Raw genomic sequence first — 25,842 nt, forward strand, 5'->3', positions numbered from 1 at the left:
CCGACGGCGGCCTCCCGGAAGTCCGGGAGGCCGCCGTCGAAGCGGTGCTACGCGGTCACTTGCCGCTACGCAGTCACTTGCCGCGGCTGCGCGGGTCGCCGTGGCAGCGCTTGAACTTCTTGCCCGAGCCGCAGGGGCACGGGTCGTTGCGGTTCACGCCCGCGTACTCGTCGTCGACTTCCTCGCTGTGGTGCTCGACGCCGCCCTCACCGTCGACGGTCGGGGCCGAGTACTCCAGCTTCGACGGACGCGACGGCTTCTCCAGCCCCTTCGCCTTGATGGCGGGGGCCTCCGCGGGGGCCTCCTCGACCTCCTCGACGTCGTCCAGCGAGAGGGTCTCGACGTCGCCCGCCGACTTCGCGACCGACACGGGCGCGGCGCCGACGACCGGGGCGTCCGGCTGCTCCTCGACCTGGACCTCCAGGTTGAACAGGTAGCCGACCGACTCCTCCTTGATGCCGTCGAGCATCGCGTTGAACATGTCGTAGCCCTCGCGCTGGTACTCGACCAGCGGGTCGCGCTGCGCCATGGCCCGCAGGCCGATGCCCTCCTGGAGGTAGTCCATCTCGTAGAGGTGCTCGCGCCACTTGCGGTCGAGGACGTTCAGCACGACGCGGCGCTCCAGCTCCCGCATCACCTCGGCGCCGAGCTCCTCCTCGCGCTTGTCGTAGCACGAGTGGGCGTCGTCGCGGATCTTCGCGGCGAGGGTCTCGGCGTCCAGGCCGGAGATGTCGCCGTCGACGGCGTCCTCGACCAGCTCGTCCACCGTGATGGAGATCGGGTAGAGCTGCTTGAACGCCTTCCAGAGCTTGTCGAGGTCCCACTCCTCGGCGAAGCCCTCGCCGGTGGCGCCCGCGACGTAGCCCGCGACGACCTCGTCGATCATGTTGCGGACCTGCTCGTGGAGGTCGGCGCCCTCCAGCACCTTGCGGCGCTCGGCGTAGATGACCTTGCGCTGCCGGTTCAGCACCTCGTCGTACTTCAAGACGTTCTTGCGCATCTCGAAGTTCTGCTGCTCGACCTGGCTCTGCGCCGACTTGATCGCGTTCGAGACGATCTTCGACTCGATCGGCTGCTCGTCCGGGATGTTCAGCCGGTTCATGATCGCTTCGACCCGGGCGGAGTTGAACAGCCGCATCAGGTCGTCCTCAAGGGACAGGTAGAACCGGGACTCGCCCGGGTCGCCCTGGCGGCCGGACCGGCCGCGGAGCTGGTTGTCGATGCGCCGCGACTCGTGCCGCTCGGTCGCGAGGACGTACAGGCCGCCGATCTCGACGACCTCCTCGTGCTCGCCCTTCACGGCCTCCTTGGCCTTCTCCAGCGCCTCCGGCCAGGCAGCCTCGTACTCCTCGGGCGTCTCCAGCGGGGACAGCCCGCGCTGGTGCAGCTCCAGGTCGGCGCGGAAGTCGGGGTTGCCGCCGAGCATGATGTCGGTGCCGCGGCCGGCCATGTTCGTCGCGACGGTCACGCCGCCCTTGCGGCCCGCCTCCGCGACGATCGCCGACTCCTGCTCGTGGTGCTTGGCGTTCAGCACCTGGTGCGGGATGCCGCGCCGCTTGAGCATCTTGCTCAGCTTCTCGGACTTCTCCACGGACGTGGTGCCGACGAGGACCGGCTGGCCCTTCTCGTGCCGCTCGGCGATGTCGTCGACGACGGCCTCGAACTTGGCCTGCTCGGTCTTGTAGACGACGTCCGCGACGTCCTCGCGGATCATCGGCTTGTTCGTCGGGATCGGCACGACGCCGATCTTGTAGGTCTTGTTGAACTCCGCCGCCTCGGTCTCGGCGGTGCCGGTCATCCCGGACAGCTTCGAGTAGAGGCGGAAGTAGTTCTGCAGGGTGATCGTGGCGAGCGTCTGGTTCTCGTCCTTGATCGCCACGCCCTCCTTGGCCTCGATGGCCTGGTGCATGCCCTCGTTGTAGCGGCGACCGTGGAGGATCCGGCCGGTGAACTCGTCCACGATCAGGACCTCGCCGTTCATGACGACGTAGTCCTTGTCGCGCTTGTAGAGCTCCTTGGCCTTCAGGGCGTTGTTCAGGAAGCTGACCAGGGGCGTGTTGACCGAGTCGTACAGGTTGTCGATGCCGAGCCAATCCTCGACCTTCTCGACGCCCGACTCGGTGATGCCGACCGTGCGCTTCTTCTCGTTGACCTCGTAGTCGCCGGGGCCGTACTCGTCGACCTGGCCCGCCGTGCTGACCAGCTCGGCGCGCTTCAGGCGCGGGGCGATCTTGGCGAACTCGCCGTACCACTTGGAGTTCTGCTCGGCGGGTCCCGAGATGATCAGCGGGGTCCTGGCCTCGTCGATCAGGATGGAGTCGACCTCGTCGACGATGGCGAAGTTGTGGCCGCGCTGGACGCACTCGTCCAGGCTCCACGCCATGTTGTCGCGCAGGTAGTCGAAGCCGAACTCGTTGTTCGTGCCATACGTGATGTCGGCCTCGTAGGCCGCGCGGCGCTCCTCGGGCGTCATCTGCGCCAGGACGACGCCGACCTCCAGCCCGAGGAACTGGTGGACGCGGCCCATCCACTCGGCGTCACGTTTGGCCAGATAGTCGTTGACCGTGACCACATGGACGCCGTCGCCGGACAGGGCGTTCAGATAGGCCGGCAGGACGGCGGTGAGGGTCTTGCCCTCCCCCGTCTTCATCTCGGCGATGTTGCCGAGATGCAGCGCGGCCCCGCCCATGATCTGGACGTCGAAGTGGCGCTGCCCGAGCACGCGCTTGGCGGCCTCGCGAGCGGTCGCGAACGCCTCGGGGAGCAGGTCGTCCAGGGTCTCGCCGTCGGCGAGGCGTTCTCGGTACTTGTCGGTCAGCTCGCGCAACTCGGCGTCGCTCATCTCGAGGAAGTCCTCCTCGATCGAGTTGACCTGATCCGCGAGCTTCTTGAGCTTGCGCAGGGTCTTTCCCTCGCCCGCACGAAGGATCTTGTCGATGACTGGCGGCACTCTCGAAGGCTCCTTGCAGATCGTGGTTCACCGCTCCAGGCGGCGCGCACACCACACGTACGATGCCCATCGTAGGCGAGACCCAGAATGGTCTAGGTCACTCCGCAGCGCAATCCACAACGGGCCCCGTTTGACATTCCGGGTGCCGGAGAGGATCCCCCACAGCAGTCGGAGGGAGGCGCTGTGTCCGAAAATTCGCAGTCAGGAGAGCCGCGCACGGCCGGAGCGGACGGCCCGGACGGGCCGGGCGGGTCTCAGAAATCCCGGGACGAGCGGTCGGCGCACGGTTCGCACGCGGTGCACGAGCCGCACGGCTCGCACGCGGGCGCGCTGAGCTCGTGGTTCGCGGTGGCCGTCATCTTCGCCGGGTTCGTCGTCGGCGGCGTCGCGCTGTGCCTCGGCCCCCTGTGGATCATGTTCTGGGTGGGCGTCGGCGTGGTCGTGCTGGGCATGGTCATCAGCGGTTTCGTCCACTTGTTCGCGGACGTGGTGGTGGACGCGCCCCGTGTCGTCCCGGAGATCGTCGACTACTCGCTGTTCGGCAGGCGGACGGCGAAGCGGCGCGGCGGCTCGGGCGGCGAGGCTTTGGACCGTCCCATCGCGACCGATCCCCAGCACACCCCGCACGGCTGACGTTCCGGACGGAGATCAGAATTCCCCGGAATTGGAGCATGTCTTTCGTCGCATAACAACAAGCCCGAAACCGGCTCCATTCCCAAGGCTCCCCCGAGCCGCCCCCGGAACACCACTCCGGAATGTCACTCCAAGCATCCCCTCTACCCCTGAGCGTCACCAAACCCCCGCCTCCGGCCCACTCCCACCGGGCCGGAGCGGGGCACCACCCCCCAAACCGGGCGCGTCAGGCGGGGGTGGCGTTCTTCAGGGCGGAGTCGAGGATGTCGCGCGGCAGGTCGGAGCGTTCGACGCGGACGTCGTCGCAGCCGACCCAGGAGGCGGCCCGCCACAGCGCCGTGGCGAGCGCCGCGGCGGACGACTCCGTCCGCGACGGCGTGCCGGTCGCCCGAGCCTCCATGGAGACCTGCCTGGCGATGAGGGTGCGGCCCTCCCTGGCGGGGTCGACCCGTCCGAGCAGACGGCCCCCGGCCAGCAGCGGCATCGCGAAATAGCCGTGGACCCGCTTCGCCCTCGGGACGTACGCCTCCAGCCGGTGGTCGAACCCGAACACGCGGGACGTGCGGGCCCTGTCCCAGACGAGCGAGTCGAACGGTGACAGCAGCGTGGTGGCATGCCTGCCACGCAGGCCCGGCAGTTCGGCCAGCGCGTCGGGGTCGGCCCAGGCGCGCTGCGTCCAGCCCGCCACCTTGACCGGCACCAGCGCGGTCGCCTCGACGACCTGCTCCACCTGGTCCTGCTTGAGCCGGTAGTAGTCGGCGAGGTCGGCCCGGGTTCCGACGCCGAGGGCCCGTCCGGCGCGGGCGACGAGCGCGGTCAGGCAGGCGTCGTCGTCGAGTTCCCGTGCGAGCAGTTCCGCCGGGACGGCACGCTCGGCCAGGTCGTACACCCGCCGCCAGCCGACGCGCTGGACGCAGACGACCTCGCCGATGTCCAGCAGCCACTCGATGCCGATCTTGTGGTCGCTCCAGTCCCACCACTCGGCGCTCGCCTTGGCCCCGCCCAGCTCCTTGGTGGTGAGCGGACCGTCCGCCTTCAGCCGGGCACGGATCTCGTCACAGACCCCTTCGGGCACTTTGTGCCAACGCCATCCCCGCTGGAGGTACGCCCGTCGACGAAATGCGAACAAAGGCCAGTCGCCCAACGGCAGCACCGAAGCCGCATGCGCCCAATACTCAAACGTCCCGAACCCACCCTGGCCATTGGTCGCGCCAGCATGTCGTCCAGCGGACGAGCCCGGAACGACGCCACCGGCTGGTCCGGCCAGAGCAACGCCACCAGCACGCCCACCCGGAGCGGTGGTGGGGCGTCCGGCGGTCCGGGTTGCGGCGGTGGGGGTCTGGCCGTTGCCCCAGTAGGCGGTTTCGACGGCGGCGCGGCCGACCGGGCCCAGGCGGGCGTAGGGGACGAGTTCGTGCGAGCGCGCCAGGACGGAGATCGTGTCGAGCTGGACGGCGCCGAGCCGTTCCAGCATCGCCGGGACGCCGCCCTTCGGGCGCGCGCCGATGAAGCCCTGGGCACGCAGCTGGAGCCGTCGTGCCTCGTCCGCGGTGAGCTCTGCCTCGATCACGTCCGCGATGCTACGGCACGACACCGACAAAAGCGGATTGCCGGTCGCGACGGACTCAGGTGATCTCCAGCAGCTTCTCCCGGACGGCGTACACCACGGCCTCCATCCGGGAGTGGAGCTGCAGCTTCTCCAGGATGTTCCGGACGTGGTTCTTCACCGTGTTCTCGGAGATGAACAGCTCGCGGGCGATCTCCCGGTTGCCGAGGCCGCGGGCGACGAGCCGCAGCACCTCCATCTCGCGCTCGGTGAGGCGCGGCGCGGGCACCTGCTGGGTCCGCTCCTCGCTCCGCTTCGCCAGCGCGGCGAACTCGGTGATGAGCTTGGACGCCATCGACGGGCTGATCAGCGACTGCCCGCCGTGCACCGCGCGGACCGCCTGCGGCACCTCGTCGATCGAGATCTCCTTGAGCAGGTAGCCGCTGGCCCCGGCCTTGATCGCCTCGAAGAGGTCCTCCTCCTCGTCGCTGATCGTGAGCATGACGATCTTGGCGCTGGGCGCCGCGTCCTTGATCGCCGTGCACGCCTCGATGCCGCTGCGGCGCGGCATCCTGATGTCCATCAGGACGACGTCGGGCAGCAGGTCGCCCGCCATCTCGACCGCCTCGTGCCCGTCCCCGCCCTCGCCGATGACCTCGATGTCGCTCTCCCCCTGCAGGACCATCTCCAGGCCGCGGCGGAACAGCGCGTGGTCGTCGACGATGAGCACGCGGATCGGGTCGGCGGGCTGGGCCGCCTCAGGGCCGGCGGGGGTTGCGCCGGCCTGACGGGGTACCGCCGCGGCGTCGCGAGCCTCGGGATTCTCGCTCACCAGAGTCGCGGCGTGGAGAAGACGCCGCTTCCCCCCTTCAATCTTCAATATTCAGCGTTCAGCGATCTGCGGCCGCCGGAGGGTTGGCTGCTCTCCGACGGGGTCGTTCTGGGGAACCTACGGGTTCCGGGGACGGACCCGGGGGATTTCGGGCCGGGGTGTCCTCCGGTGAACTGCTGTGCGTCCCGGGAGGTTCCCGGGTGGCCGCCGCGGGTCCGGGGACCCGGCGGGACCGCCGCCGCGGCGCGGGGCCGGGCCTGGCTCCGGACGGCCGAGTGGCGCTCGGCGCCGCACCGGACCCTCCCCCGGACCACCGCGTCCGCGGTTCGGCTGGTACGCCTTTTCAGATCATGGCATGGTTCGGACGGTGACGTGACGCGAGTGCCGCATCACTCTTCGACGAGCCTGATGACCCCGTAGTCCCAGCCCCGTCTCCGGTAGACGACGGACGGGTGCCCGGTGGCCTTGTCGCGGTACAGGAAGAAGTCGTGGCCGACGAGCTCCATCTCGAACAGGGCTTGTTCGATGCCCATCGGCTCGGCCTTGTGGAACTTCTCGCGGACGACGACGGGGCCGTCGCCGTCCATGGGGATCGGGACGATGTTCTCGTCCGGCGAGACCTTCACGGCCTCGGGTTCGTCCCTGACGGGCGGAGCGGGTCGCGTAACGGGCGGCGGGGGCTCGGGGAGCGCCTCCGGCAGCGGCTCCATGGTCGCGAGCTTGGCACGGCCCTTCCCGCCGTGCCCCTTGCGCCGTTCGGAGTCGCGGCGCAGGCGCGACTCCAGCTTGTCGAGCGCCAGGTCGAGGGCGCCGTACCGGTCGTCGGCGGCGGCCTCGGCACGGATCACCGGGCCCCGGGAGCGGATCGTCAGCTCCACCCTTTCGCGCTGGTCGGCGAGCCGTGGGTTGCGTTCCTCGGACACCTCCACATCCACGCGGATGACCTTCTGGTTGAGCCGCTCGATCTTGGCCAGTTTGTTGTCGACATGCCGACGGAACCTGTCGTTGACATCGGTGTGCCGGCCCCTGACGGTGATGTTCACGCGGGGACCCCCCTTCTCCCGGTTGCGTTTCCGGCCGGCCGGGGAGCTCCTGTACGCCCCGGACGGCACCACAGGACGGTGGGTCGCACCCGCCCGGCCGACCTGGTCTTCGTCCCCACATCCGCCTGCTGAAGGCCTCGCGGCGCTTTCGCCACTACTGCCCTTCTCCCTGTGCGGGGGATGTCGGATCCCCCGCCGGGGCAGGACTTACCTCTAAGGCGCACCGTGATCGGTCGACGAGAAGTCGCCTTACGTGGGCCGTTTCGCCTGCGCCTGGCATCGGCTAGCCGGACCGGCTGACGCGCTCCTGACGAGCGCTGCGATCCAACGCAACCACGGACCCGGGCGGGTGCCATGTCAGGAACGCTAACCCCTTACGCCACGAATGTCAGGGGGGTGGACGGAGGAAAAACTCACTGACCGTCATCGGAGACTGTCGCATCAGGCACCCTGCCTCGTTTCAGGCGCCCCACGGATCACTGTGAACCCCCACGGACGCGCCCGTCGCGCCCTCTCCACCACCGCAGGTCAGACGGGTCTCTCCCTTCGGTGAGTTTGGAAAACCTCGACTCCCCCACTGCCAAGACGTGCCCCGGACGCCCGCCCCGCCTCCCCCGAAATCTCGACTACGCGTGGTAACTACCTGCCGGTGTTTCCCTCCAACGTGAAGAAAGTCACCAACCACCCCCAAAGACAAAATCGTTCCAATCCATCCCGTTGCTATCTCCGTTCTCGGCGGAGAGGGGTGGTGGCGATCGTGGCGGTGGCCGATGGCTCGGCTCCGGCGGCGCGGAGGGCTCGGGCCGCTTCCGCGAGGGAGGCGCCTGTGGTCATCACGTCGTCCACCAGGACGATCCGGTGGCCGGTGAGGTGGGTGCTCGGCGTCACTTCGAGGGCTCCGTCCAGGTTGGCGGTTCGTTGCGTGGCCGTGAGCCCGGCCTGATCGGCTACGCGGCCGCGTTGCCGCAGGGCGGGGACGGCGGTCACCGGCAGACTCTCCGCGCGCAGGCGCCGTACCGCGACGGCCACCACTCCCCGCAGAGGGTCGTGCCCGCGTCGACGGACCGCCCCACGCGCCGACGGCACCCACACGACGGCCACCGGCAGGCGCGGGATGGTTTTGGACGGGGGCGAGCGAGTGGGGGTCAGGGCGGCGTGGATGGCGGTGGCCAGGGCCTCGCCTAGCGGGACGGCTAAGGCCGTGCGGCCGTGTTCCTTGTAGGCGGACAGGATCGTCCGGAGAGGCCCCTCATAGGGCGCGACCGTCCAGGGAGGCGGTAGGCCGCCCGGAGCCGTTCTGGCGGGGCTGGCGGGGGCTTGCAGCGGGGCCGCGCACTCCTCGCACAGCAGGACGGGGGCCGTGCCACAGCCGGCGCAGCGCTCCGGGAGCAGCAGCTCGATCAGGTCGGCGAAGAAGCTCATGCCCTCGACGATGCCGCCCGCGAGCCGCCCCGAGCACAAGATCCGCCAGTTGTGGATAACTTCGCCGGGCGCGCGTCAGCGGGGGTAGCTCGGGTCCTTGGCGGCGGTGGGGCAGATCCAGGGGCTGTAGGAGTTGCTCGGGACGCGCTGGCGGCAGACCTGTTCCTTGCCGGACGAGCGGGTGCCGATGAGGATCGGGGCGCCGGGCGCGGCGGCGATCGTGCGGGGCTCGCCCAACGAGCCGACCCCCAACGACGTGATGGCGCTACCGCTGATCGGCATCAGGAACGGCAGCGTCTGCGAGTCGCGCTTGGCACGCCCCAAGACGGCGAGGGTGTTGTAGTCACGCCAGGCGAGGTCGACAGCGTCCTGGAGTTCGGAACTCACCGGCAGGAATGAGCCGACGTCAAGGGAACCGTCCGGGGCATGGGCGATGCGGCCGACCTGCACCTGAGGACGGCCGTCGATCCGCGCGATGACGGCCGCGCGGACACCGTCGCGTGCGACGCGGAAGGCCAGTACCTCACGTCCGCCCAGACCCCAGTGGGCGGCGCGCACGGCTGAACGGCCACGCGGGCGCACCCACAGCCAGGATTCGTCCCGCCGGGTCTCCACGACCCACAGCGTGCCGTCATTGCTCCACGACGGGGCGGTGAAACGAGCCCCTTCCTGCGCGGTCAGCAGGACGTGCGGGGTGGGCGCTCCGGTGACGGGGGCCGCGACATAGACCTGGCGGGCCGTGGCGCTGAGCCCCGCGAACTCCTGGTAGTCGGGGGCGATGGCAGGGCGGGAGAGACGACCGCCGGGACCCGTCACGATGGGCTGGGCCCGGTCGCCCTGCAACGTGCCCAGGTACCCGGACGCCCCCACCACGTAGGCGTTCTCGTGAGTCTCACCTTGCGGCACCTGCCCGTCAGGGGAGTTGCCCTCCCAGGCGTGCACGGGCTGGGTGGCCTCCATGTCTTGGGCGATGACCGTCTCGCCGTTGATCTGGAGCCGCCACCGTTTGATCTCCGAAAGCTGCCGCATCGTCCAACTGAGTTGCGCCGACATCCGCTCGATGTTGCCTGCGTGGGCCTCTTCGGACAGGTCGACGGTGGCGACGTCCTTCTCGATATGGACGCCACGGCGCAGCCGGGTGCGAGGCGGAAAGGCGGTACGGACGGCCCCGTTCAGCCAGGACGTCGGCCCCGCCAGCAACGCCTGGACGAGCTGCGTGGGCAACGTCTGCCTGTTGACCACCGGCAGGAAGATTCCGTTGGGGACGAGGGTCTGCTGATCAGGCGCGAAGAAGAACAGGTTGACGGTGCGCATGGCGCGCTCGACGTCGTCCTTGGAAAGGAGCAGCCCTCCCTTGTCGTCACCCGGCATGCCGGTGATGCGCCATACGCCCTGGGGGGTCTTGGCCAACTGGAACGTGGTGTCGAGCCCCTTCGGGGACGCCGTGTACTGCCCGTCGGACGTGATCGTGCCCAGTTCGTCACCGGTGACCCTGACCGTCGCCTGGTCACCGGCCGTCTTGACCACCTGCGGCGCAATGATCCGGCTGGACAGGACGGTCACGAACGGGCGCAGCCCCGGGTTCCAGGACGTCTGCGGGCTGAGGTACGTCTTCGCGACGTGGTGGTTATCGTCGAAGCTGGCGGACGCGGCGAGGAACCCGGAGACGATCTGGGCCGGACCCCATTCCGGCCGCGGTTTCACCGGGATCAGCCGCACGTACGGGTCGTCGACGCGTTCCGCGCGTTCCGCGGGCTTGCCGGTCACGACCTGCCCCCCGCTCGGAACGGTCGCGCACCCCGCCCCGCCGAGCACGAAGAGCCCTCCCGCGAGAAGACACGTGCCCCGCTTCACTCCCCGGCCTCCAGCTCCGCGTACAGCGGACGGGCGTCACCGGCCCCAGGAGGGACGAGCGGCAGCGGCGAGCCCCTGAGTTCGGCCCCGGCCACGCGAGGCAGCGAGAGGCGGAACTGGGAGCCCGCGCCGGGCTCTCCCCACGCCTGCAGCCATCCGCCGTGCAGCTGCGCGTCCTCCCGGGAGATCGACAGGCCGAGGCCGGTGCCGCCGGTGGTGCGGGCGCGCGCGGGGTCCGCGCGCCAGAACCGGTCGAACACCATCTGCCCCTCTCCCGGTTTGAGCCCCACGCCGTGGTCGCGGACGGCCACGGCGACGGCGTCGCGGTCGGCGGCCACGGAGACGACGATGTCCTCGCCTTCGCCGTGCTCCACGGCGTTGACGAGCAGGTTCCGCAGGATGCGTTCGACTCTGCGCCGATCCACCTCGGCCATGCAAGGCTCACCGGGCAGTTGCAGGACGACCTTGCTGCCCTTGCGCTCTGCCAGGCCCTGGATGTCCCCGACGACGCGCAGGACGAGGTCGCGCATGTCCAGGGATTCGGCGTCGAGCGTCGCCGCGCCCGCGTCGTGCCTGCTGATCTCCAACAGGTCGGCCAAGAGGGACTCGAACCGCTCCAACTGGCTCTGCAACAACTCCGCGGAGCGTCCGACCGCGGGATCGTCGAAGGTGTCGCGGTTCTCGTAGAGCATGTCCGCGGCGATCCTGATGGTGGTCAGGGGCGTGCGCAGCTCGTGGGACACGTCCGAGACGAACTGGCGCTGCACCTGCGACAGGTCTTCCAGTTCCCCGATCTTTTCTTGCAGGTTGGCGGCCATGTCGTTAAACGAACGGGCAAGGCGTGCCAAGTCGTCCTCACCGCGGACTCTCATGCGCTCTTCGAGACGTCCGGCGGCGAGGCGCTGCGCTCCTTGCGCGGCCAACCGCACCGGGAGGACGACCTGCCTCGTCACCAGTGCCGCGATTGCCGCCAAGAGCAGCACGAGGACGACACCCACTCCGGCCAGGGACCGCCCCACGTTAGTCAGCGTCCGCTGTTCCTCTTCCAGGGGGAACAAGTAGTAGAGCTCGAACTGGCCGGTCTTGCCGCCCACGATGAGCCCGCGCTCGGACGGACGGTCACCGACATAGGAGAGCTTTCCGTAGGTGTAGGCGCTCGCACCCGCCGGAGCGTTCTTCAACTCCTCACGGAGCCGTCGCGGGACGCTCTCTTCCCGCAGCTCATTGGTCGTATACCCGTCGAAGTACTGCTCCGTGGTGTCGCGGATATAGACCTCGTACAGACCGGACGGCCCGCTACGCGACTTCAACCTGTCGATGGTCGCGTTGAGCCTGCTGCCGTCACCCGGCGAGTTCCCCAGGTCGCGCTGTACCTGCGCCAGACCGTCGTCAAGTTGGAGGCGTGCGGCCTTGACCTTCCCGTCCATCAGGGCGGACGACACCTGCTGCATCAGGAACGCGCCCAGGATCGCCACCACGATCGCCGAGATGAACAGCGTCGAGGTGACGATGCGCACCTGGATCGAGCGGCGCCACCGCGTGTACCCGGTCCGGACGGCGCTCCGCAGGGCGCGGTGGACGGCCCTGAGCCCACGCCGGACGGACCGCTTCGCCCTCGTCATGCCGGCGCTCATGGGGTGGTCCGGCGTCAGGCCGGTCCCGCCTTGTAGCCGACGCCGCGGACGGTGACGACGATCTCGGGGCGCTCCGGATCCTTCTCGATCTTGGCGCGGAGGCGCTGGACGTGGACGTTCACCAGGCGGGTGTCGGCGGCGTGCCGGTAACCCCAGACCTGCTCCAGGAGGACTTCACGGGTGAACACCTGGCGGGGCTTGCGGGCAAGGGCCACCAGGAGGTCGAACTCCAGCGGCGTCAGCGGGATGTGGCGTTCTCCGCGCTTCACGGAGTGCCCGGCGACGTCGATGGTGATGTCGCCTATCTGCAGGGTCTCGGGGGCGGGCTCGTCGGTGCGGCGCAGGCGCGCGCGCACACGGGCCACCAGTTCCTTGGGCTTGAACGGTTTGACGATGTAGTCGTCGGCGCCGGACTCCAGGCCGAGGACGACGTCGACCGTGTCGCTCTTGGCGGTCAGCATGACGATCGGAACGCCGGACTCGGCGCGGATCTGGCGGCACACGTCGATCCCGTCCGCCCCCGGCAGCATCAGGTCGAGCAGCACGAGGTCGGGCCGGGTCTCCCGGAACGCCTCAAGCGCCTTGTCGCCATCGTGCACGAAGGAGGGCTCGAAACCCTCGCCCCTCAGCACGATGCCGAGCATCTCGGCGAGCGCGAGGTCGTCGTCGACGACCAGTACACGTCCTCTCATGGCCCTCATCGTCGCAAAGTCGGGGTTCGGTGGGTTGAGCACGTGTCAGCTCCGCCATGGCCGGCGGGCGCCGGCGCGCTGTGCGGCGGACGATACGTCCTCGAAGGCGCGATGGCTCGGCCCCACCTCGCCAGGGAGAGATATGCCTTGGCGTGCAAGGTTACCCGCGTTTGTGTCGTACATGGCTCCCCCTGGATGGTGGGCGCACGGAATTGTAGGGGGTGCTCCCGAAACCCGCGCGGGTCAGGACAAGATCGGCATGAACCGGACGCCCGCCGGGCCCCGTGGCGTCCCGGAACGTTATCCACAGGTCGGCGGACGGCAAACCCGGCACCTCGCGCGTGACAGGATGACGTGACCGGCGGGGGCGCCGGGGCCCCTGGGGGCCCGGGGGGACGCGCCGGCAGACCCCCTCCACACATCGCAGGGAGCCGAGATGCCGGGACCGGACGGCTGGGACGACGACATGGACGCCGACGGCGTGCAGGGCGTCCCGTTCCGTCCCATGTCCATGTCCGAGATGCTGGACGGCGCCATCGCCGGGATCAGGCGGCGTCCGCGCACGTCACTGGGCCTGGCCGCGGCGATCAGCACGGTCATCCAGGTGGCGAGCTCCATCGCCGCCTACTTCTTCATCGGGGACCAGGCCCGCGACGAGGTCACCCCGGACGTGCTGATGGAGTCGCTGGGCGCGCAGCTCACCCTCACCGTCATGAGCCTGGTCCTGTCGGCTTACGGGATCCTGCTGCTTTCGGGGATGCTCGCACCGATCCTGGGCCGTGAGCTCGTGGGGATGCCGATCGCGCCCAGGCAGGCATGGCGTGACGCCAAGCCCCGCTTGATCCGGCTGGTCGTCACGGCCGCGGCCGTCATAGGCATCTCCTTGGGCGCGTTGGTGCTGCCCCTGGTGCCGTTCACCCTGCTGGTGGTCGGCGGGGCGCATCCGGCGCTGGGAGTGCTCGCGGGCGTGCTGGGCTTCCCCATCGGCATCGGGCTGATGGTGTGGCTCTACCTGTTGTTCGTCCAGGCCGTCCCGGCGGTCGTGCTCGAACGGCAGACGGTGACGGGCGCGCTGCGCCGGGCGGTCGCGCTCTCCAAGGGGCGCTGGTTTCGCACCTTCGGGACGCTGCTGCTCGCCATGCTCATCACCGTGTTCATGGGCTTCTTCGCCCTGCGCATCCCGTTCCTGGTCGTCCAACTGATCTTTTTCGGCAGCTCCTCCGGCAACGACGCGACGATGGGCGCTCTCGCGGTCGACACGGTGGGCCGCATCGTCAGCTGGTCGGTGGTGCTCCCCTTCGACGCCGGTGTGATCGCCCTCCTCTACATGGACAGGCGCATGCGCCGTGAGGGCTTCGACCTCGACCTGCGTACCAGAGGGCGTTCCGCCTCCGCCATCGCGCGGGCCTCCATCGCGAGGGCCTCCATCGCGAGGGATCAGAACGGCTCCGCGCCGGAAGCGGAAGGCGGCGAGCAAAGCGACACCGACCACGGCGAGGGCTTCATCGACCTGTGGCGGACGAACCCACTACCGGCACGTCCCGGGACGGGGGCGAACCAGTGACGGCCATGCTCACAACGCTCACCACTCACGCGCTCACCACTCACATGCTCGGCACTCAGGCGCTCGGCACTCAGGCGCTCGGCACTCACATGCTCGGCACTCAGGCGCTCAGCACTCAGGCGGGCGACCCGGTCGGCCGGGACGAGGCGCGCGAGCTGGCCCGCCGCGAGCTGGAGAAGCAGATCTACCAGCGCGAGAAGCCGTCCTGGGTGGAGCGCCTCCTGGAGGACTTCGCGGACTGGCTGCAGAACCTGTTCAGCCGGTCCCCGGGTCCGGATTCGCAGGGCAGCGGCAGCGGCTGGCTGTCGATCGCGGTCATCGTGGTCGTCGTCCTCATCGCGCTGGCGATCGCGGTGTGGCTGATGAAGGGCCGCCGCAACCCGCGCTCCCGCGGCGCCCCCCTGCTGGACGACGTGCCGTCCACCGCGCTCGACCACCGGGCCGCGGCGGAACGTCATGCGGCGTCCGGGCAGTGGGCCGAGGCCATCCGCGAACGCCTCCGGGCGATGGCCCGCGACCTGGAGGAGCGGGCCGTCCTGGCGGCGCGCCCCGGACGCACCGCCGACGAGCTGGCCGCCGAGGCGGGCGAGGCCGTGCCCGCCCTCGCGGACGACCTGCGCGCGGCCGTGCTCGTCTTCGACGACGTCTGGTACGGCGACCGTCCCGGCACCGCCGAGGGGTACGCGCGGGTCAAGGACGTGGACGAACGGCTCCGGGCGGCGAAGCCCAAGCCGCTTGAGGCGGACGACCTCGCCCCCGTCGGAGCCGGTGACGAGGAGGGCCCGCGATGGTGACGCAGACCGCGCCCCAGAGTTCGTCCCAGGGCGCGCAGGGGCCGGCGGAGCCGTCCGCCCGGCAGGTCGCGGGACGGCGCTGGCGCTCCGCGCGCGGTGTCGTTGCCGCGCTGCTCGCCATGGTCGTGGTCGCGGTGATCCTGGCCGCGCTCCGTCCGTCGACGTCCCCCGACGCGCTCGACCCCACCTCGCCCAAGCCGGACGGCAGCCGCGCCCTGGTGGAGATCCTCCGCCAGCACGGCACGCAGGTGACCGTGGCCAGGCACGCCAACGACGCGGTCGACCAGGCAAGGCCGGACACGGTCATCGTGGTGACCCGCACCGAGCGGCTCACCAACGAAGACCTCGTGCTGTTGAGCAACGTCCAGGCGAACCTGCTGCTCGTCACGCCCACGTCGTTCGCCCTCGCCGACCTGGCCCCGCGGGTGCGCGAGGACGTTCCCGGCCCCACGGAGGCCGACGCACCCGGCTGCTCTCTGCAGGCGGCGACGCTCGCGGGCGCGGTGACCCTGCACGAGGCGATGACGTACGAGGTGACCGGCCCCGGCACCCAGTGCTACGGGACGAAGTACGGCGGGGCGCGCCTCGTCCAGGTGCAGAACGGCGCGAACACCGTCACGGTTCTCGGTTCCAAGGGGCCGCTGACCAACCGGAGGCTCACCGAGGAGGGCAACGCCGCGCTGTCCATGAACCTGGCGGCGGGCTCGGGTTCCTCAGTCGTCTGGCTGATCCCCGACCTGCCCAAGACGGGTTCCGGGGCCGGGCAGAAGTCCCTCGGCGACCTCTTGCCGTTCGGCACCAAGCTGTTCTTCCTCGAACTGATCGTCGCGGTGCTGCTCGTGGCGCTGTGGCGGGCGCGCAGGCTCGGACCGGTCGTGGCGGAGGCGCTGCCGGTCGTCGTCCGGTCCGCGGAGACCGTGGAGGGGCGCGCGCGCCTCTACCGCGCCGGGCACGCCCGCGACCGCGCCTCCGACGCGCTGCGCTCCGGCGCCCGCGAACGACTCGTCCCGCTGCTCGGCCTCCCCCGCAGCCATGCGCAGGACCCCTCCGCCGCGCAGGAGATCGTCACGGCGGTCGCCCGCCGGACGCCCTACGACGAGCCGTACGTCGGCGCGGCCCTGTACGGTCCCCAACCCGTGGACGACGCCGGGCTCATCGCGCTCAGCGACGTCCTCGACGACCTGGAAAGGCAGGTACGCCAGTCTTGAACCACCCAGTAGATCTCGGGAAGGGCGCCGAGAGCGACACCCCGCCGCCGGGCGCGCTCTCCGAGGACGCGCGGCGCCAGGCCGAGACGGCCCGCGCGGCGCTGACCGCGCTGCGCGGCGAGGTCGCGAAGACGGTCGTCGGCCAGGACTCCGTCGTCACCGGCCTGGTCATCGCGCTGCTCTGCCGCGGCCACGTGCTGCTGGAGGGCGTCCCCGGCACGGCGAAGACGCTGCTCATCAAGACGCTGTCCCGCGCGCTCGACCTCGACTTCAAGCGCGTCCAGTTCACCCCCGACCTGATGCCGGGCGACGTCACCGGATCGCTGATCTACGACAACCGGACGTCGGAGTTCGAGTTCCGCGAGGGCCCCGTCTTCACCAACCTCCTGCTCGCCGACGAGATCAACCGGACGCCGCCGAAGACGCAGGCGTCACTCCTGGAGGCCATGGAGGAACGGCAGGTCTCCGTGGAGGGGTCCGCGCGCGCTCTGCCCGACCCGTTCGTGGTGTGCGCGACGCAGAACCCGATCGAGTACGAGGGCACCTACCCCCTGCCAGAGGCCCAGCTCGACCGGTTCCTGGTCAAGCTCACCGTGCCCGTCCCCACGCGGGACGAAGAGATCGCCATGCTCCAGCGGCACGCGGCCGGGTTCGACCCGCGCGACCTGTCGGAGGTGCAGCCGGTCGCGGGTGCCGCTGAGCTCGCCGCTGGGCGGGCCGCGGTTCGGGCCGTCCACCTGGACCAGTTGGTCGCCGCGTATGTGGTCGACCTCTGCCGGGCGACGCGCCAGTCACCGTCGCTCCAGCTCGGGGTGTCGCCGCGTGGCGCGACGGCGCTGCTCGCGACGTCCCGCGCGTGGGCGTGGATGTCCGGCCGCGACTACGTGACGCCGGACGACGTGAAGGCCCTGGCCCGGCCGACGCTGCGGCACCGCGTCCAACTGCGTCCCGAGGCGGAGCTGGAGGGCGCGACGGCCGACGGCGTGCTGGAGGGCATCCTGTCCCACGTCCCCGCCCCGCGCTGATGGCGCTGACCGGGCGCCTCGGGCTGCTGGCCCTGCTCGGCGCGATCGTCCCGCTGTTCGTGCCGGAGTGGCGGGCGATGTTCGCCGTGTGGGGGGCGCTGCTGCTCGGCGTCCTCGCCGACCTGGCCCTGGCGGGGAACGTGCGCGCGCTGCGCTTCCACCGCGCGGGCGACACGAACGTCCGGCTCGGGGAGTCGGCCCAGGTGTCCCTCATCGTGGAGAACCTCGGACGGCGCCGCCTCAAGGCCCGCCTGCGGGACGTGTGGCCGCCCAGCGCGGGCGCCACGCCGCGCATGGTCAGGGTGGACGTGCCCGCCGGGGAACGGCGCCGCGTGGAGATGACGCTGACGCCGACCCGGCGCGGCGACCGCAAGGCCGTGACGGTCGTCGTCCGCTCCGTCGGGCCGCTCGGGCTGGCCGCCCGGCAGCTTTCGCGCGCCGCGCCCTGGACGGTCCGCGCGCTGCCCGCGTTCCCGTCCCGCCGCCACCTCCCGGCCAAGCTCGCACGGCTGCGCGAGCTCACCGGCGCGCACGTCGCCCTCATCCGCGGACAGGGCACCGAGTTCGACTCCCTGCGCGAATACGTCGACGGCGACGACGTCCGCTCCATCGACTGGCGGGCCACCGCGCGCCGCAACGACATCGTGGTGCGGACGTGGCGTCCGGAGCGCGACCGGCGGATCTACCTCGTGCTCGACACCGGCCGCACGTCCGCCGGACGGGTCGGCGACATCCCCCGGCTCGACTGCTCGATGGACGCGGCGCTGCTGCTCGGCGCCCTCGCGTCCAGGGCGGGCGACCGCGTCGACCTGCTCGCCTACGACCGGCGCGTCCGTACCCGGGTCGAGGGCGCGTCCCGGACGGATCTGCTGCCCGCGATGGTGCACGCCATGGCGCCGCTGGAGCCGGAGCTGATCGAGTGCGACGCGGCCGGGATGGTGTCGACGCTGATGGCGCGGGTCCGGCAGCGGTGCCTGGTCGTCCTGCTCACCGAGCTGAACGCGGCCGCGTTGGAAGAGGGCCTGCTGCCGCTGCTGCCGCAGCTCACCGCCCGGCACCTCGTGATGATCGCCGCTGTGTCCGATCCCCGGGTGGGCGAGATGGCGGCCGGACGCGGCGACCTCGCGTCCGTGTACGACGCGGCCGCCGCAGAGCGCGCGCGGGCCGAACGCCGCCGCCTCACCGCCGAACTACGCGGACACGGCGTCGAGGTGGTAGACGCCCCGCCAGACGAAATCGCCCCCGCCCTGGCCGACGCCTACCTGGCCCTGAAAGCCGCCGGCCGCCTCTGACGGCCGCCTCCAGACGTACGCCGCCAGGCCAACGCCGCCGGGCCAACGCTCTGGTCGAACGCCTCCGGGCCAACGCCTCCGGGCCAACGCTCTGGTCGAACGCCTCTGAGCGAACGCCTCTGAGCGAACGCCGTCGGGCTGACGCCTCCGGGCTGGTCACCCCGTGGGCGTGGAGGTCAGCCCGCTGTGGGGGCGAGGTCGGGGCGGAGTTCGGCGTCGCCGGTTTCGCCTTGGCGGACCGCGCGGCGGCCCAGGACGATCACGTAGGAGAGGAAGGCGATCTCGGCGACGACTCCGATGGAGATGCGGAGCCATGTGGTGTGCACCCAGCCGGTGACGAAGCCTTCGATGAGGCCCGAGACGAGCAGGACGCCGACCAGCCCGATGGCGATGCTGATGGCGGCGCGTCCCTCCTCGGCCAGGGCCTGGCCGCGGCGGCGGCGTCCCGGGTCGATGATGGTCCAGCCCAGCTTGAGGCCCCCGGCGCACGCCAGGTAGACGGCGGTGAGCTCCAGCAGGCCGTGCGGCAGGATCAGCCCGAAGAACACGTCGCCTTTGCCGTAGGCGAACATCAGGCCGCCGATCAGACCGAGGTTGACCTGGTTCGCCAGCAGCACGTACACGGTCGGGATGGCGAGCAGGATGCCGAACGTCAGCGCGATGGCCGACACCCAGGCGTTATTGACCCAGACCTGGAACGCGAACGAAGACGCGGAGTGCTCGGTGTAGTAGTTCGCGAAGTCGTGGTCGACCAGTTCACGGATCTCGTCCGGTGTACCGATGCTGGCCTGGACCTCGGGGTTGTGCACGACCCAGATCGCAAGCGCGAGCGCGAGGAGGTTGCCCAGGACGGCGTTGCCGAGCCACCACCATCGCATCCTGTACGCGGCAGCCGGGAAGGACACCGTGGCAAAGCGGGTGACGTCGCGCCAAAGCGGCGCCTGCGCCCCGGCCACCGTCGCCCTGCCCCGTGCCACGAGGGACGACAACCGTCCTACGAGCTGGGGGTCGGGCGAGCTGGAACGGACGACGGACAGGTGCGTCGCGGTCCGCTGGTAGAGCTCGACCAGTTCGTCGGCCTCCGCGCCGGACAGCTTGCGGCCGCGGTTGATGAGCCACTCAAGGCGCTGCCATTCCGCGTTGTGCGCGGCAACATAGGCGTCGACGTCCACCCGGGGAGACTAACGCGACGCGCGTCGTCCACCGAACCGCGTCATCCCGACGAACCGCGTCGTCAACCGAACCGCGTCGTGAACCGAACCCCGTCGTCCCACCGAAGCGCGTCGTCCCACCGAAGCGCGGCGTCGGGCGAAAGGCGCATCGTCAACCTGAGCCGCGTCGTCCCGGCGAACCGCGGTGCCCTGGCGAACCGGCAAAATGGGTCGGGACCTGATGCACACCCTTGGAGGATCAGGACATGGCCGAACTCGTCACCGGCGAGGCCGTCGCGCTCGACATCCGTGTCGCGCGGCTGGCGAGCCGTGGCTGCGCCATACTGCTCGACCTGCTCTTCCAGACGATGCTGCTGTACTTCGCCGTGTACATCACGGCGATGACGTCGCTCGTGGCCGACGACGCCTGGACGATCGGGCTGACGCTGCTCGCCACCGTCGCCGTCCTGGTCGGGTACCCGTGCGTGTTCGAGACGCTGACCCGCGGGCGGACGCTCGGCAAGATGGCCGTGGGTCTCCGCGTCGTAGCGGATGACGGCGGTCCCGTCCGCTTCAGGCAGGCGCTCGTGCGCGCACTGGCCGGGGTCATCGAGTTCTGGCTCTTCTACGGTTCGCCCGCGCTCATCACCTCGTTCTGCAACCGGCGCGGCAAGCGCCTCGGCGACCTGTTCGCGGGGACGATCGTCATCCAGGAGCGGGTGCCCGCGTCGGCGATGTTCTTCGGGCCCGTGGCCGTCATGCCGCCGCAGCTCGCCTGGTGGGGACGCTCGCTGGAGCTGTCGATGCTCTCGGACGAACTCGCCATGACGGCCCGCCAGTACCTGACGCGCTTCTGGGAGCTGCTCCCGGACGTGCGCGACTCGCTGGGGCAGCGGATAGCGGCCCAGGTCGTCGCCGTGGTGAGCCCCCCGCCGCCGCCGGGTGTGCGGCCGGAGATCCTCCTGTCGGCCGTCCTTGCCGAGCGGCGGTACCGGGAGGAGTGGAGGCTGGCCCAGCGCAGGGCGCAGCGGATGAGGCGCTTCGGCTGGACGTCCTGGCAGCCCGCCGCCGCCCCGGCCATGGCGATGGCGGGGCCCCCGCCGTCCGGGCCGATCACGGCGGGGCCTCCCGCGCCGCCGCCGTTCAGCGCGCCGGGTCCGGGGCAGCCGCGGTTCCTGCCGCCGTCCGACTACGGCGCCGGGCCGTACCAGGGCGTCTTGCACGGGCCTCATCCGCCCGCTCCGGGCCCGTACCCGCCCGGCCCCCACCCGGGTTCGACCGCGCCGCCCGGCGGCCCGTACGCGCCCGCTGGGCCGCCCGTCCCCCATCCGCAGGGACCATGGCAGCAAGGGCCATGGCAGCAGGGATATCCGCCGCAGGGCCAGTACCCGCCTGGCCAGTACCCCCAAGGCCAATATCCGCAAGGCCCGTATCCGTCAGGCCAATACCCGCAAAGCCACTACCCGGAGAACCACGGCCCCCAGAACCACTACCCGCAAGGACGCTGATCCCGCCGGATCCATTCCTTGAAAGCGGTCAGGAGCGCAGATTCGGCGGGGAATCCAGCTCGGTCAATTCCACGCCCGGCGCGCCGACCACCACGTCCCCCGCCAAATGGACGGTCTCGACCTCTCCCGTGGCCAGATCCGCGACCTCGTAGCGCGATACCGGAAGCGGCTCGGTCTCCGTTTCGTACGTGGCGGTCTCGCCCCGGCTCCACTGCCACGCGACGGTCAGCGGCGAAAGCGACGGCCCGCTCAGCCGGACGAGGCGAACGGTCGTCCGCGCCCCCTCCTCCAAGCCCAATGAATGGGCGGCCGCGACAAGGAACGCGGGCGAGTCGAACATGAATCCGGACGCCCGTTCGGCGTGCTCGGTCCCCGTCTCCCCGGCGGCGTGCACTGTTTCTCCGGCGGCGCGCACCCACGCGACCTGCGCGCCCGTGACGCCGCCCCGCAACCACCAGGTCGGGGTGACGACTTCGACGCGGATCTGCCGCCAGCGCGAGTCCACGACCAGATCGGTCCGGACGCCATCGGAGCGACGCGACGTATAACGCCAGCCGCCCGGTCCAGGCGCGCACTGAAAACGCTCTTCGACCTCCCCGTTCATGAGGAGATACGTACCGGAGGGCACGGTCACGACCCCAGGCGCCAGGAATGCAGGTAATCCTCCTGCTCGGAGGTCAGCTCGTCGATCGACACCGACATGGACGCCAGCTTCAGCCGCGCCACTTCGGTGTCTATCTCCTTCGGAACGTCGTGGACGGCCGGGGCCAATGTCGAATGCGCGGTCGCGAGCCACGCGCACGTGAGCGCCTGATCGGCGAACGACATGTCCATCACGGCCGCCGGATGCCCTTCCGCGGCCGCCAGATTGACGAGGCGGCCCTCGGCGAGCAGGACGAGTCGCCGCCCGTCCGCGAGCACGTACTCGTCCGTCTGCGGCCGGATCCCGCGATGCACTTCGACGGCCATTTCGCCCAGCGCCCGGACGTCGATCTCCACGTCGAAGTGCCCGGAGTTCGCGAGGATCGCGCCGTCCTTCATGAGAGCGAGGTGTTCACCGTTCACGACGTCACGATTCCCCGTGACCGTAATGAACACGTCGCCGTCCACGGCCGCCTCCGCCATCGGCTGGACGGCGAACCCTTGCAAAGCGGCGTCCAACGCCTTCACTGGGTCGATTTCGGTCACCACGACACGCGCACCCAACCCGCGGGCCCGTTCGGCCAGACCGCGACCGCAATAGCCGAAGCCCGCGATGACAATCGTCTTACCGGCCAACAAAGTATTGGTCGCGCGGACGATTCCGTCCAGTGTCGATTGACCCGTCCCGTAGCGGTTGTCGAACATGTGCTTGGTGTCGGTGTCGTTCACCGCGACCATCGGAAAACGGAGCGCGCCCTCGCGTGCCATTTGATGGAGCCGGATGACGCCGGTCGTCGTCTGCTCGCATCCGGCCTTGACCGCGCCGAGCAGATCCGTCCGGTCGATGTGCAGGGTGTTGACCAGGTCGCAGCCGTCGTCCAGGACGAAGTCGGGCTCGGTCTCCAGCGCCTGGTGAATGTGCGCGTAATAGCCCTCGCGGTCGATTCCCGCGCGGGCGAAGACCTCCGCGCCGTACTCCTCCACGAGCGCGGCGGCCGTGTCGTCCTGCGTGGACAAAGGATTGGACGACGCGAGCGCGACGCTCGCGCCGCCCGCCTGAAGGGTCCGGATGAGCCCGGCCGTCTCGGTCGTGATGTGCATGCACGCCGCGACCTTGAAGCCCTCCAATGGGCGCTCCTCGGCGAACCTTTCCCGGATCTGCCGCAGAACGGGCATGCTCCGGTCGGCCCACTCGATGCGCTTGACGCCCTCATAGGCGAGCGCCCCACCCGCGATATCGCTCATCCGCACCTTCAAGAAGCGACTGCCGGACGGGTGGCGACCCGTCCGGCAGTACCGGCTGACGCAGTGAATCAGTAACGGTAGTGGTCCGGCTTGTAGGGGCCCTCCACGTGGACGCCGATGTAGGCCGCCTGCTCCTTGGTGAGCTCGGTCAGCTTCACCCCGAGCGCGTCGAGGTGGAGGCGCGCGACCTTCTCGTCCAGGTGCTTCGGCAGGACGTACACGCCGACCGGGTACTCCTCGGTCTTCGTGAACAGCTCGATCTGCGCGATGACCTGGTTCGTGAACGAGTTGGACATCACGAACGACGGGTGGCCGGTGGCGCAGCCGAGGTTCATGAGGCGGCCCTCGGCGAGGACGATGATCGAGTGGCCGTCCGCGAACCGCCACTCGTGCACCTGCGGCTTGATCTCGATCTTCTCGATGCCCGGGATCTTGGCGAGCCCGGCCATGTCGATCTCGTTGTCGAAGTGCCCGATGTTGGACACGATCGCCTGGTGCTTCATCCGGCTCATGTGCGCGGCCGTGATGATGTTGAAGTTGCCGGTGGTGGTGACGAAGATGTCGGCGATCTCGACGACGTCGTCCAGGGTGGTGACCTGGAAGCCGTCCATCGCGGCCTGCAGCGCGCAGATCGGGTCGATCTCGGTGACGATCACGCGGGCGCCCTGGCCGCGCAGCGCGTCGGCGCAGCCCTTGCCGACGTCGCCGTAACCGCAGACGACCGCGACCTTGCCGCCGATCAGGACGTCGGTGGCGCGGTTCAGGCCGTCGATCACGCTGTGCCGGCAGCCGTACTTGTTGTCGAACTTCGACTTCGTGACCGAGTCGTTGACGTTGATCGCCGGGAAGGCGAGCGTGCCGGCCTTCGCCATCTCGTACAGGCGGTGGACGCCGGTCGTGGTCTCCTCGGTGACGCCCTTGATCGCGGCGGCGGTCTCCGTCCAGCGGCCCGGCGTCTCGGCGATGGTGCGGCGGAGGGTGTCGAGGATGATGCCCCACTCCTCCGGGTCGTCCTCGGACGCGGTCGGCACCGCGCCCGCCTTCTCGTATTCGGCGCCCTTGTGGACGAGCAGGGTCGCGTCGCCGCCGTCGTCCAGGATCATGTTCGGGGCGCCGCCGTCCGGCCAGCGGAGGGCCTGGTCGGTGCACCACCAGTACTCTTCGAGCGTCTCGCCCTTCCAGGCGAACACCGGGACGCCCTTCGGGTCGTCCTTCGTGCCGTCCTTGCCGACGACGATCGCGGCGGCGGCGTGGTCCTGGGTGGAGAAGATGTTGCAGGACACCCAGCGGACGTCGGCGCCGAGCTCCACCAGCGTCTCGATCAGGACGGCGGTCTGGATCGTCATGTGCAGCGAGCCCATGATCCGGGCGCCGCGCAGCGGCTTGGCGGCGGAGTACTCCTCGCGCACCGCCATCAGGCCCGGCATCTCGTGCTCGGCGAGCCGGATCTCCCGGCGCCCGAAGTCGGCCAGCGAAAGGTCGGCGACCTTGTAGTCCATGCTTTCGTTGCTCCTTGGTCCGCGGATGGCGGGTCGGAAGGCGGGTCGGTACGCGAGGTACGCGAGGGTTGACGCCCGGACGGGCACTGGGTCAACGCCGCGAGTCTAAGGGGGCCGGACGCCGCGAGGCACGGTCGAGCGCGACTTTCTGACGCGAATTTGTCAGAATTGCCTCATGCGCATCACGGAGGCCGCCCGGCGGCTCGGCACCTCGCCCCGAATGCTCCGCTACCGGGAGGCCCTCGGGCTGCTGCCCGTCACCCGGGAGGCGGCGCTCGCGCGGCGCGGCGGCGGGCACCGCCGGTTCGGGGACGCCGAGCTGCGCGCCGTCGCGCTCGCCCTCGCGCTGGAGAAGCGCTACGACGTCGGCCCGGCCGAGCTGGCGTTCGGGCTGCGCGTCCTCGCCGAGCCGCAGGTCCAGGCGCACGTGCGGGAGCTGGGCGAGCGCATCGGACGGCTGTCCGCGCCGCCGGCCCGGGCGCTCGACTTCGAGAAGGAGAAGGCGATGCGGCTGCTGCGCCGGAGGTGACGGGCCGTTCCGGGGGGCGTGGGGGGTCGTCCCCCCACAATGATCCGGCCCGGCATCGCCGGTGCCACCGACGAATCGGGACCGATCACGGTGTTTCGGAACGAGCCCGGCGCGGCTCTCGTAACCGCTACGATCCGCCCGGTAACCGGACGGAAGGGCGGCTCATGCGCTCCATGGTCTACGGGGTGCTCGGCATCATCCTCGGCATCGGCCTGTTCGTGGGCGGTGCCGCGTCGAGCGGCGACGACGACGTGAAATGCGGCGGCAGGACGATGTCGCCCGGCGACACGTGCACGACCATCCGGGGCGGGGACTCCACGGAGCGCACCTACGACGAGCAGAAGTCCAAGAACGGCCACGAGGGCGTCGTCATGATGATCGTCGGGCCGCTGGTGGCGGTCGGCGGCGTGGTACTGCTCGCCGGGTCGTCCGCCGGACGGCGCCGCCGCGCCCGCGCCGCCTTCCGTACGTACGGCGGCCCCGCGCCCCACCAGCACGCCGCGCACGGCTACCCCGGCCCGCACCCGCCCGCGCACCCCGGTCATCCGCCCGGGCAGCCCGGCTACCCGGCGGCGCAGCCCGGGTACCCGTCCGTGCCGCCCGCCGCGCACCCGGCGTTCCCGCCGCCCGGCGGGTACCCGCCCCAGCCGCCGCCCGGCGCCTACCCGCCGTACCACGGCTGACCGGCGGACCCCGGCGCCGTACGCGGCCCTGGCGGCGCGTCCGGCCACGGCGGCGCACTCGGCCACGCCGCCCCGCTCGCTTACAGCGCCCCGCTC

The 25,842-nt window shown here is 70.5% G+C and carries 21 protein-coding genes and 1 pseudogene; 9 read left to right on the forward strand and 13 right to left on the reverse strand.

Features of this window, described 5'->3' with window-relative positions:
- Positions 1-73: 73 nt before the first annotated feature.
- The gene (locus FXF68_RS44740; protein ID WP_425458588.1) at positions 74-370 is read right to left on the reverse strand and encodes an SEC-C metal-binding domain-containing protein; all 297 of its coding nucleotides are present in this window, start codon (positions 368-370) and stop codon (positions 74-76) included.
- Positions 353-2,950, reverse strand: a pseudogene (gene secA / locus FXF68_RS07155) (preprotein translocase subunit SecA); the annotation flags it as partial. The pseudogene secA and the gene FXF68_RS44740, both read right to left, overlap by 18 nt.
- Before the next feature lie 183 nt (positions 2,951-3,133).
- Here secA and FXF68_RS07160 point away from each other — a divergent pair.
- Positions 3,134-3,583, forward strand: coding sequence for an HGxxPAAW family protein (locus FXF68_RS07160; RefSeq protein ID WP_246178377.1), 450 nt, complete (start codon positions 3,134-3,136; stop codon positions 3,581-3,583).
- A 226-nt stretch (positions 3,584-3,809) separates the two neighbouring features.
- Here the strand turns inward: FXF68_RS07160 and FXF68_RS07165 are convergent, their stop codons facing one another.
- The 7 genes from FXF68_RS07165 to mtrA all read right to left on the reverse strand — a co-directional run bounded on the left by FXF68_RS07165 (position 3,810) and on the right by mtrA (position 12,606).
- The gene (locus FXF68_RS07165; RefSeq protein ID WP_246178440.1) at positions 3,810-5,150 is read right to left on the reverse strand and encodes a winged helix-turn-helix domain-containing protein; all 1,341 of its coding nucleotides are present in this window, start codon (positions 5,148-5,150) and stop codon (positions 3,810-3,812) included.
- A gap of 58 nt (positions 5,151-5,208) precedes the next feature.
- Positions 5,209-5,961, reverse strand: coding sequence for a response regulator (locus FXF68_RS07170; protein ID WP_148758042.1), 753 nt, complete (start codon positions 5,959-5,961; stop codon positions 5,209-5,211).
- Positions 5,962-6,350: 389 nt separating this feature from the next.
- Positions 6,351-7,004, reverse strand: a complete 654-nt coding sequence (hpf, locus tag FXF68_RS07175) for a ribosome hibernation-promoting factor, HPF/YfiA family (protein WP_148758043.1) — start codon at positions 7,002-7,004, stop codon at positions 6,351-6,353.
- A gap of 720 nt (positions 7,005-7,724) precedes the next feature.
- Complete coding sequence (locus FXF68_RS07180; RefSeq protein ID WP_148758044.1) at positions 7,725-8,426, reverse strand: ComF family protein; 702 nt, start codon at positions 8,424-8,426, stop codon at positions 7,725-7,727.
- A gap of 75 nt (positions 8,427-8,501) precedes the next feature.
- Positions 8,502-10,193 carry an LpqB family beta-propeller domain-containing protein gene (locus FXF68_RS07185; protein WP_246178379.1) on the reverse strand — a complete coding sequence of 564 codons (1,692 nt, stop codon included), beginning with the start codon at positions 10,191-10,193 and terminating at the stop codon, positions 8,502-8,504.
- Between the two features lie 83 nt (positions 10,194-10,276).
- Complete coding sequence (gene mtrB, locus FXF68_RS07190; RefSeq protein WP_187437776.1) at positions 10,277-11,902, reverse strand: MtrAB system histidine kinase MtrB; 1,626 nt, start codon at positions 11,900-11,902, stop codon at positions 10,277-10,279.
- A 26-nt stretch (positions 11,903-11,928) separates the two neighbouring features.
- Positions 11,929-12,606 (reverse strand): MtrAB system response regulator MtrA, encoded by a 678-nt coding sequence (mtrA, locus tag FXF68_RS07195; RefSeq protein ID WP_148354188.1) that lies wholly within the window; start codon positions 12,604-12,606, stop codon positions 11,929-11,931.
- Between the two features lie 436 nt (positions 12,607-13,042).
- On the opposite strand from mtrA, the gene FXF68_RS07200 reads away from it, so the two are divergent.
- From FXF68_RS07200 to FXF68_RS07220, 5 genes are all read left to right on the forward strand, one after another.
- On the forward strand, positions 13,043-14,170 hold the full coding sequence (locus tag FXF68_RS07200; RefSeq protein ID WP_148758047.1) for a hypothetical protein: 1,128 nt from the start codon (positions 13,043-13,045) through the stop codon (positions 14,168-14,170).
- Positions 14,171-14,175: 5 nt separating this feature from the next.
- The gene (locus tag FXF68_RS07205) at positions 14,176-14,964 is read left to right on the forward strand and encodes a DUF4129 domain-containing protein (protein ID WP_246178381.1); all 789 of its coding nucleotides are present in this window, start codon (positions 14,176-14,178) and stop codon (positions 14,962-14,964) included.
- On the forward strand, positions 14,958-16,172 hold the full coding sequence (locus FXF68_RS07210; RefSeq protein ID WP_148758048.1) for a DUF4350 domain-containing protein: 1,215 nt from the start codon (positions 14,958-14,960) through the stop codon (positions 16,170-16,172). Before FXF68_RS07205 ends, FXF68_RS07210 begins: the two co-directional genes overlap by 7 nt.
- Positions 16,173-16,273: 101 nt before the next feature.
- Entirely contained in the window at positions 16,274-17,197 is a 924-nt protein-coding gene (locus tag FXF68_RS07215) for an AAA family ATPase (RefSeq protein WP_246178442.1), read from the forward strand.
- The gene (locus FXF68_RS07220) at positions 17,197-18,489 is read left to right on the forward strand and encodes a DUF58 domain-containing protein (RefSeq protein WP_148758050.1); all 1,293 of its coding nucleotides are present in this window, start codon (positions 17,197-17,199) and stop codon (positions 18,487-18,489) included. Before FXF68_RS07215 ends, FXF68_RS07220 begins: the two co-directional genes overlap by 1 nt.
- Positions 18,490-18,665: 176 nt before the next feature.
- Here the strand turns inward: FXF68_RS07220 and FXF68_RS07225 are convergent, their stop codons facing one another.
- Complete coding sequence (locus FXF68_RS07225) at positions 18,666-19,661, reverse strand: stage II sporulation protein M (RefSeq protein ID WP_148758051.1); 996 nt, start codon at positions 19,659-19,661, stop codon at positions 18,666-18,668.
- A 245-nt stretch (positions 19,662-19,906) separates the two neighbouring features.
- Between FXF68_RS07225 and FXF68_RS07230 the strand changes: the two genes are divergently transcribed.
- A complete protein-coding gene (locus FXF68_RS07230) occupies positions 19,907-21,148 on the forward strand; it encodes an RDD family protein (RefSeq protein ID WP_148758052.1) in 1,242 nt (413 codons plus the stop codon).
- A 28-nt stretch (positions 21,149-21,176) separates the two neighbouring features.
- Here the strand turns inward: FXF68_RS07230 and FXF68_RS07235 are convergent, their stop codons facing one another.
- The 3 genes from FXF68_RS07235 to ahcY (FXF68_RS07245) form a co-directional block, all read right to left on the reverse strand.
- Positions 21,177-21,653 carry a hypothetical protein gene (locus FXF68_RS07235; protein ID WP_246178383.1) on the reverse strand — a complete coding sequence of 159 codons (477 nt, stop codon included), beginning with the start codon at positions 21,651-21,653 and terminating at the stop codon, positions 21,177-21,179.
- 125 nt (positions 21,654-21,778) lie between these two features.
- The gene (ahcY, locus tag FXF68_RS07240; RefSeq protein WP_148758054.1) at positions 21,779-23,035 is read right to left on the reverse strand and encodes an adenosylhomocysteinase; all 1,257 of its coding nucleotides are present in this window, start codon (positions 23,033-23,035) and stop codon (positions 21,779-21,781) included.
- A gap of 68 nt (positions 23,036-23,103) precedes the next feature.
- Positions 23,104-24,534 (reverse strand): adenosylhomocysteinase, encoded by a 1,431-nt coding sequence (ahcY, locus tag FXF68_RS07245; RefSeq protein ID WP_148758055.1) that lies wholly within the window; start codon positions 24,532-24,534, stop codon positions 23,104-23,106.
- Positions 24,535-24,709: 175 nt separating this feature from the next.
- On the opposite strand from ahcY (FXF68_RS07245), the gene FXF68_RS07250 reads away from it, so the two are divergent.
- Together FXF68_RS07250 and FXF68_RS07255 are read left to right on the forward strand one after the other, a co-directional pair.
- A complete protein-coding gene (locus FXF68_RS07250; RefSeq protein ID WP_148758056.1) occupies positions 24,710-25,063 on the forward strand; it encodes a MerR family transcriptional regulator in 354 nt (117 codons plus the stop codon).
- 164 nt (positions 25,064-25,227) lie between these two features.
- On the forward strand, positions 25,228-25,746 hold the full coding sequence (locus FXF68_RS07255; protein WP_148758057.1) for a hypothetical protein: 519 nt from the start codon (positions 25,228-25,230) through the stop codon (positions 25,744-25,746).
- Positions 25,747-25,842: the final 96 nt, after the last annotated feature.

This window comes from Actinomadura decatromicini (assembly GCF_008121305.1).
Classification (GTDB): domain Bacteria; phylum Actinomycetota; class Actinomycetes; order Streptosporangiales; family Streptosporangiaceae; genus Spirillospora; species Spirillospora syzygii.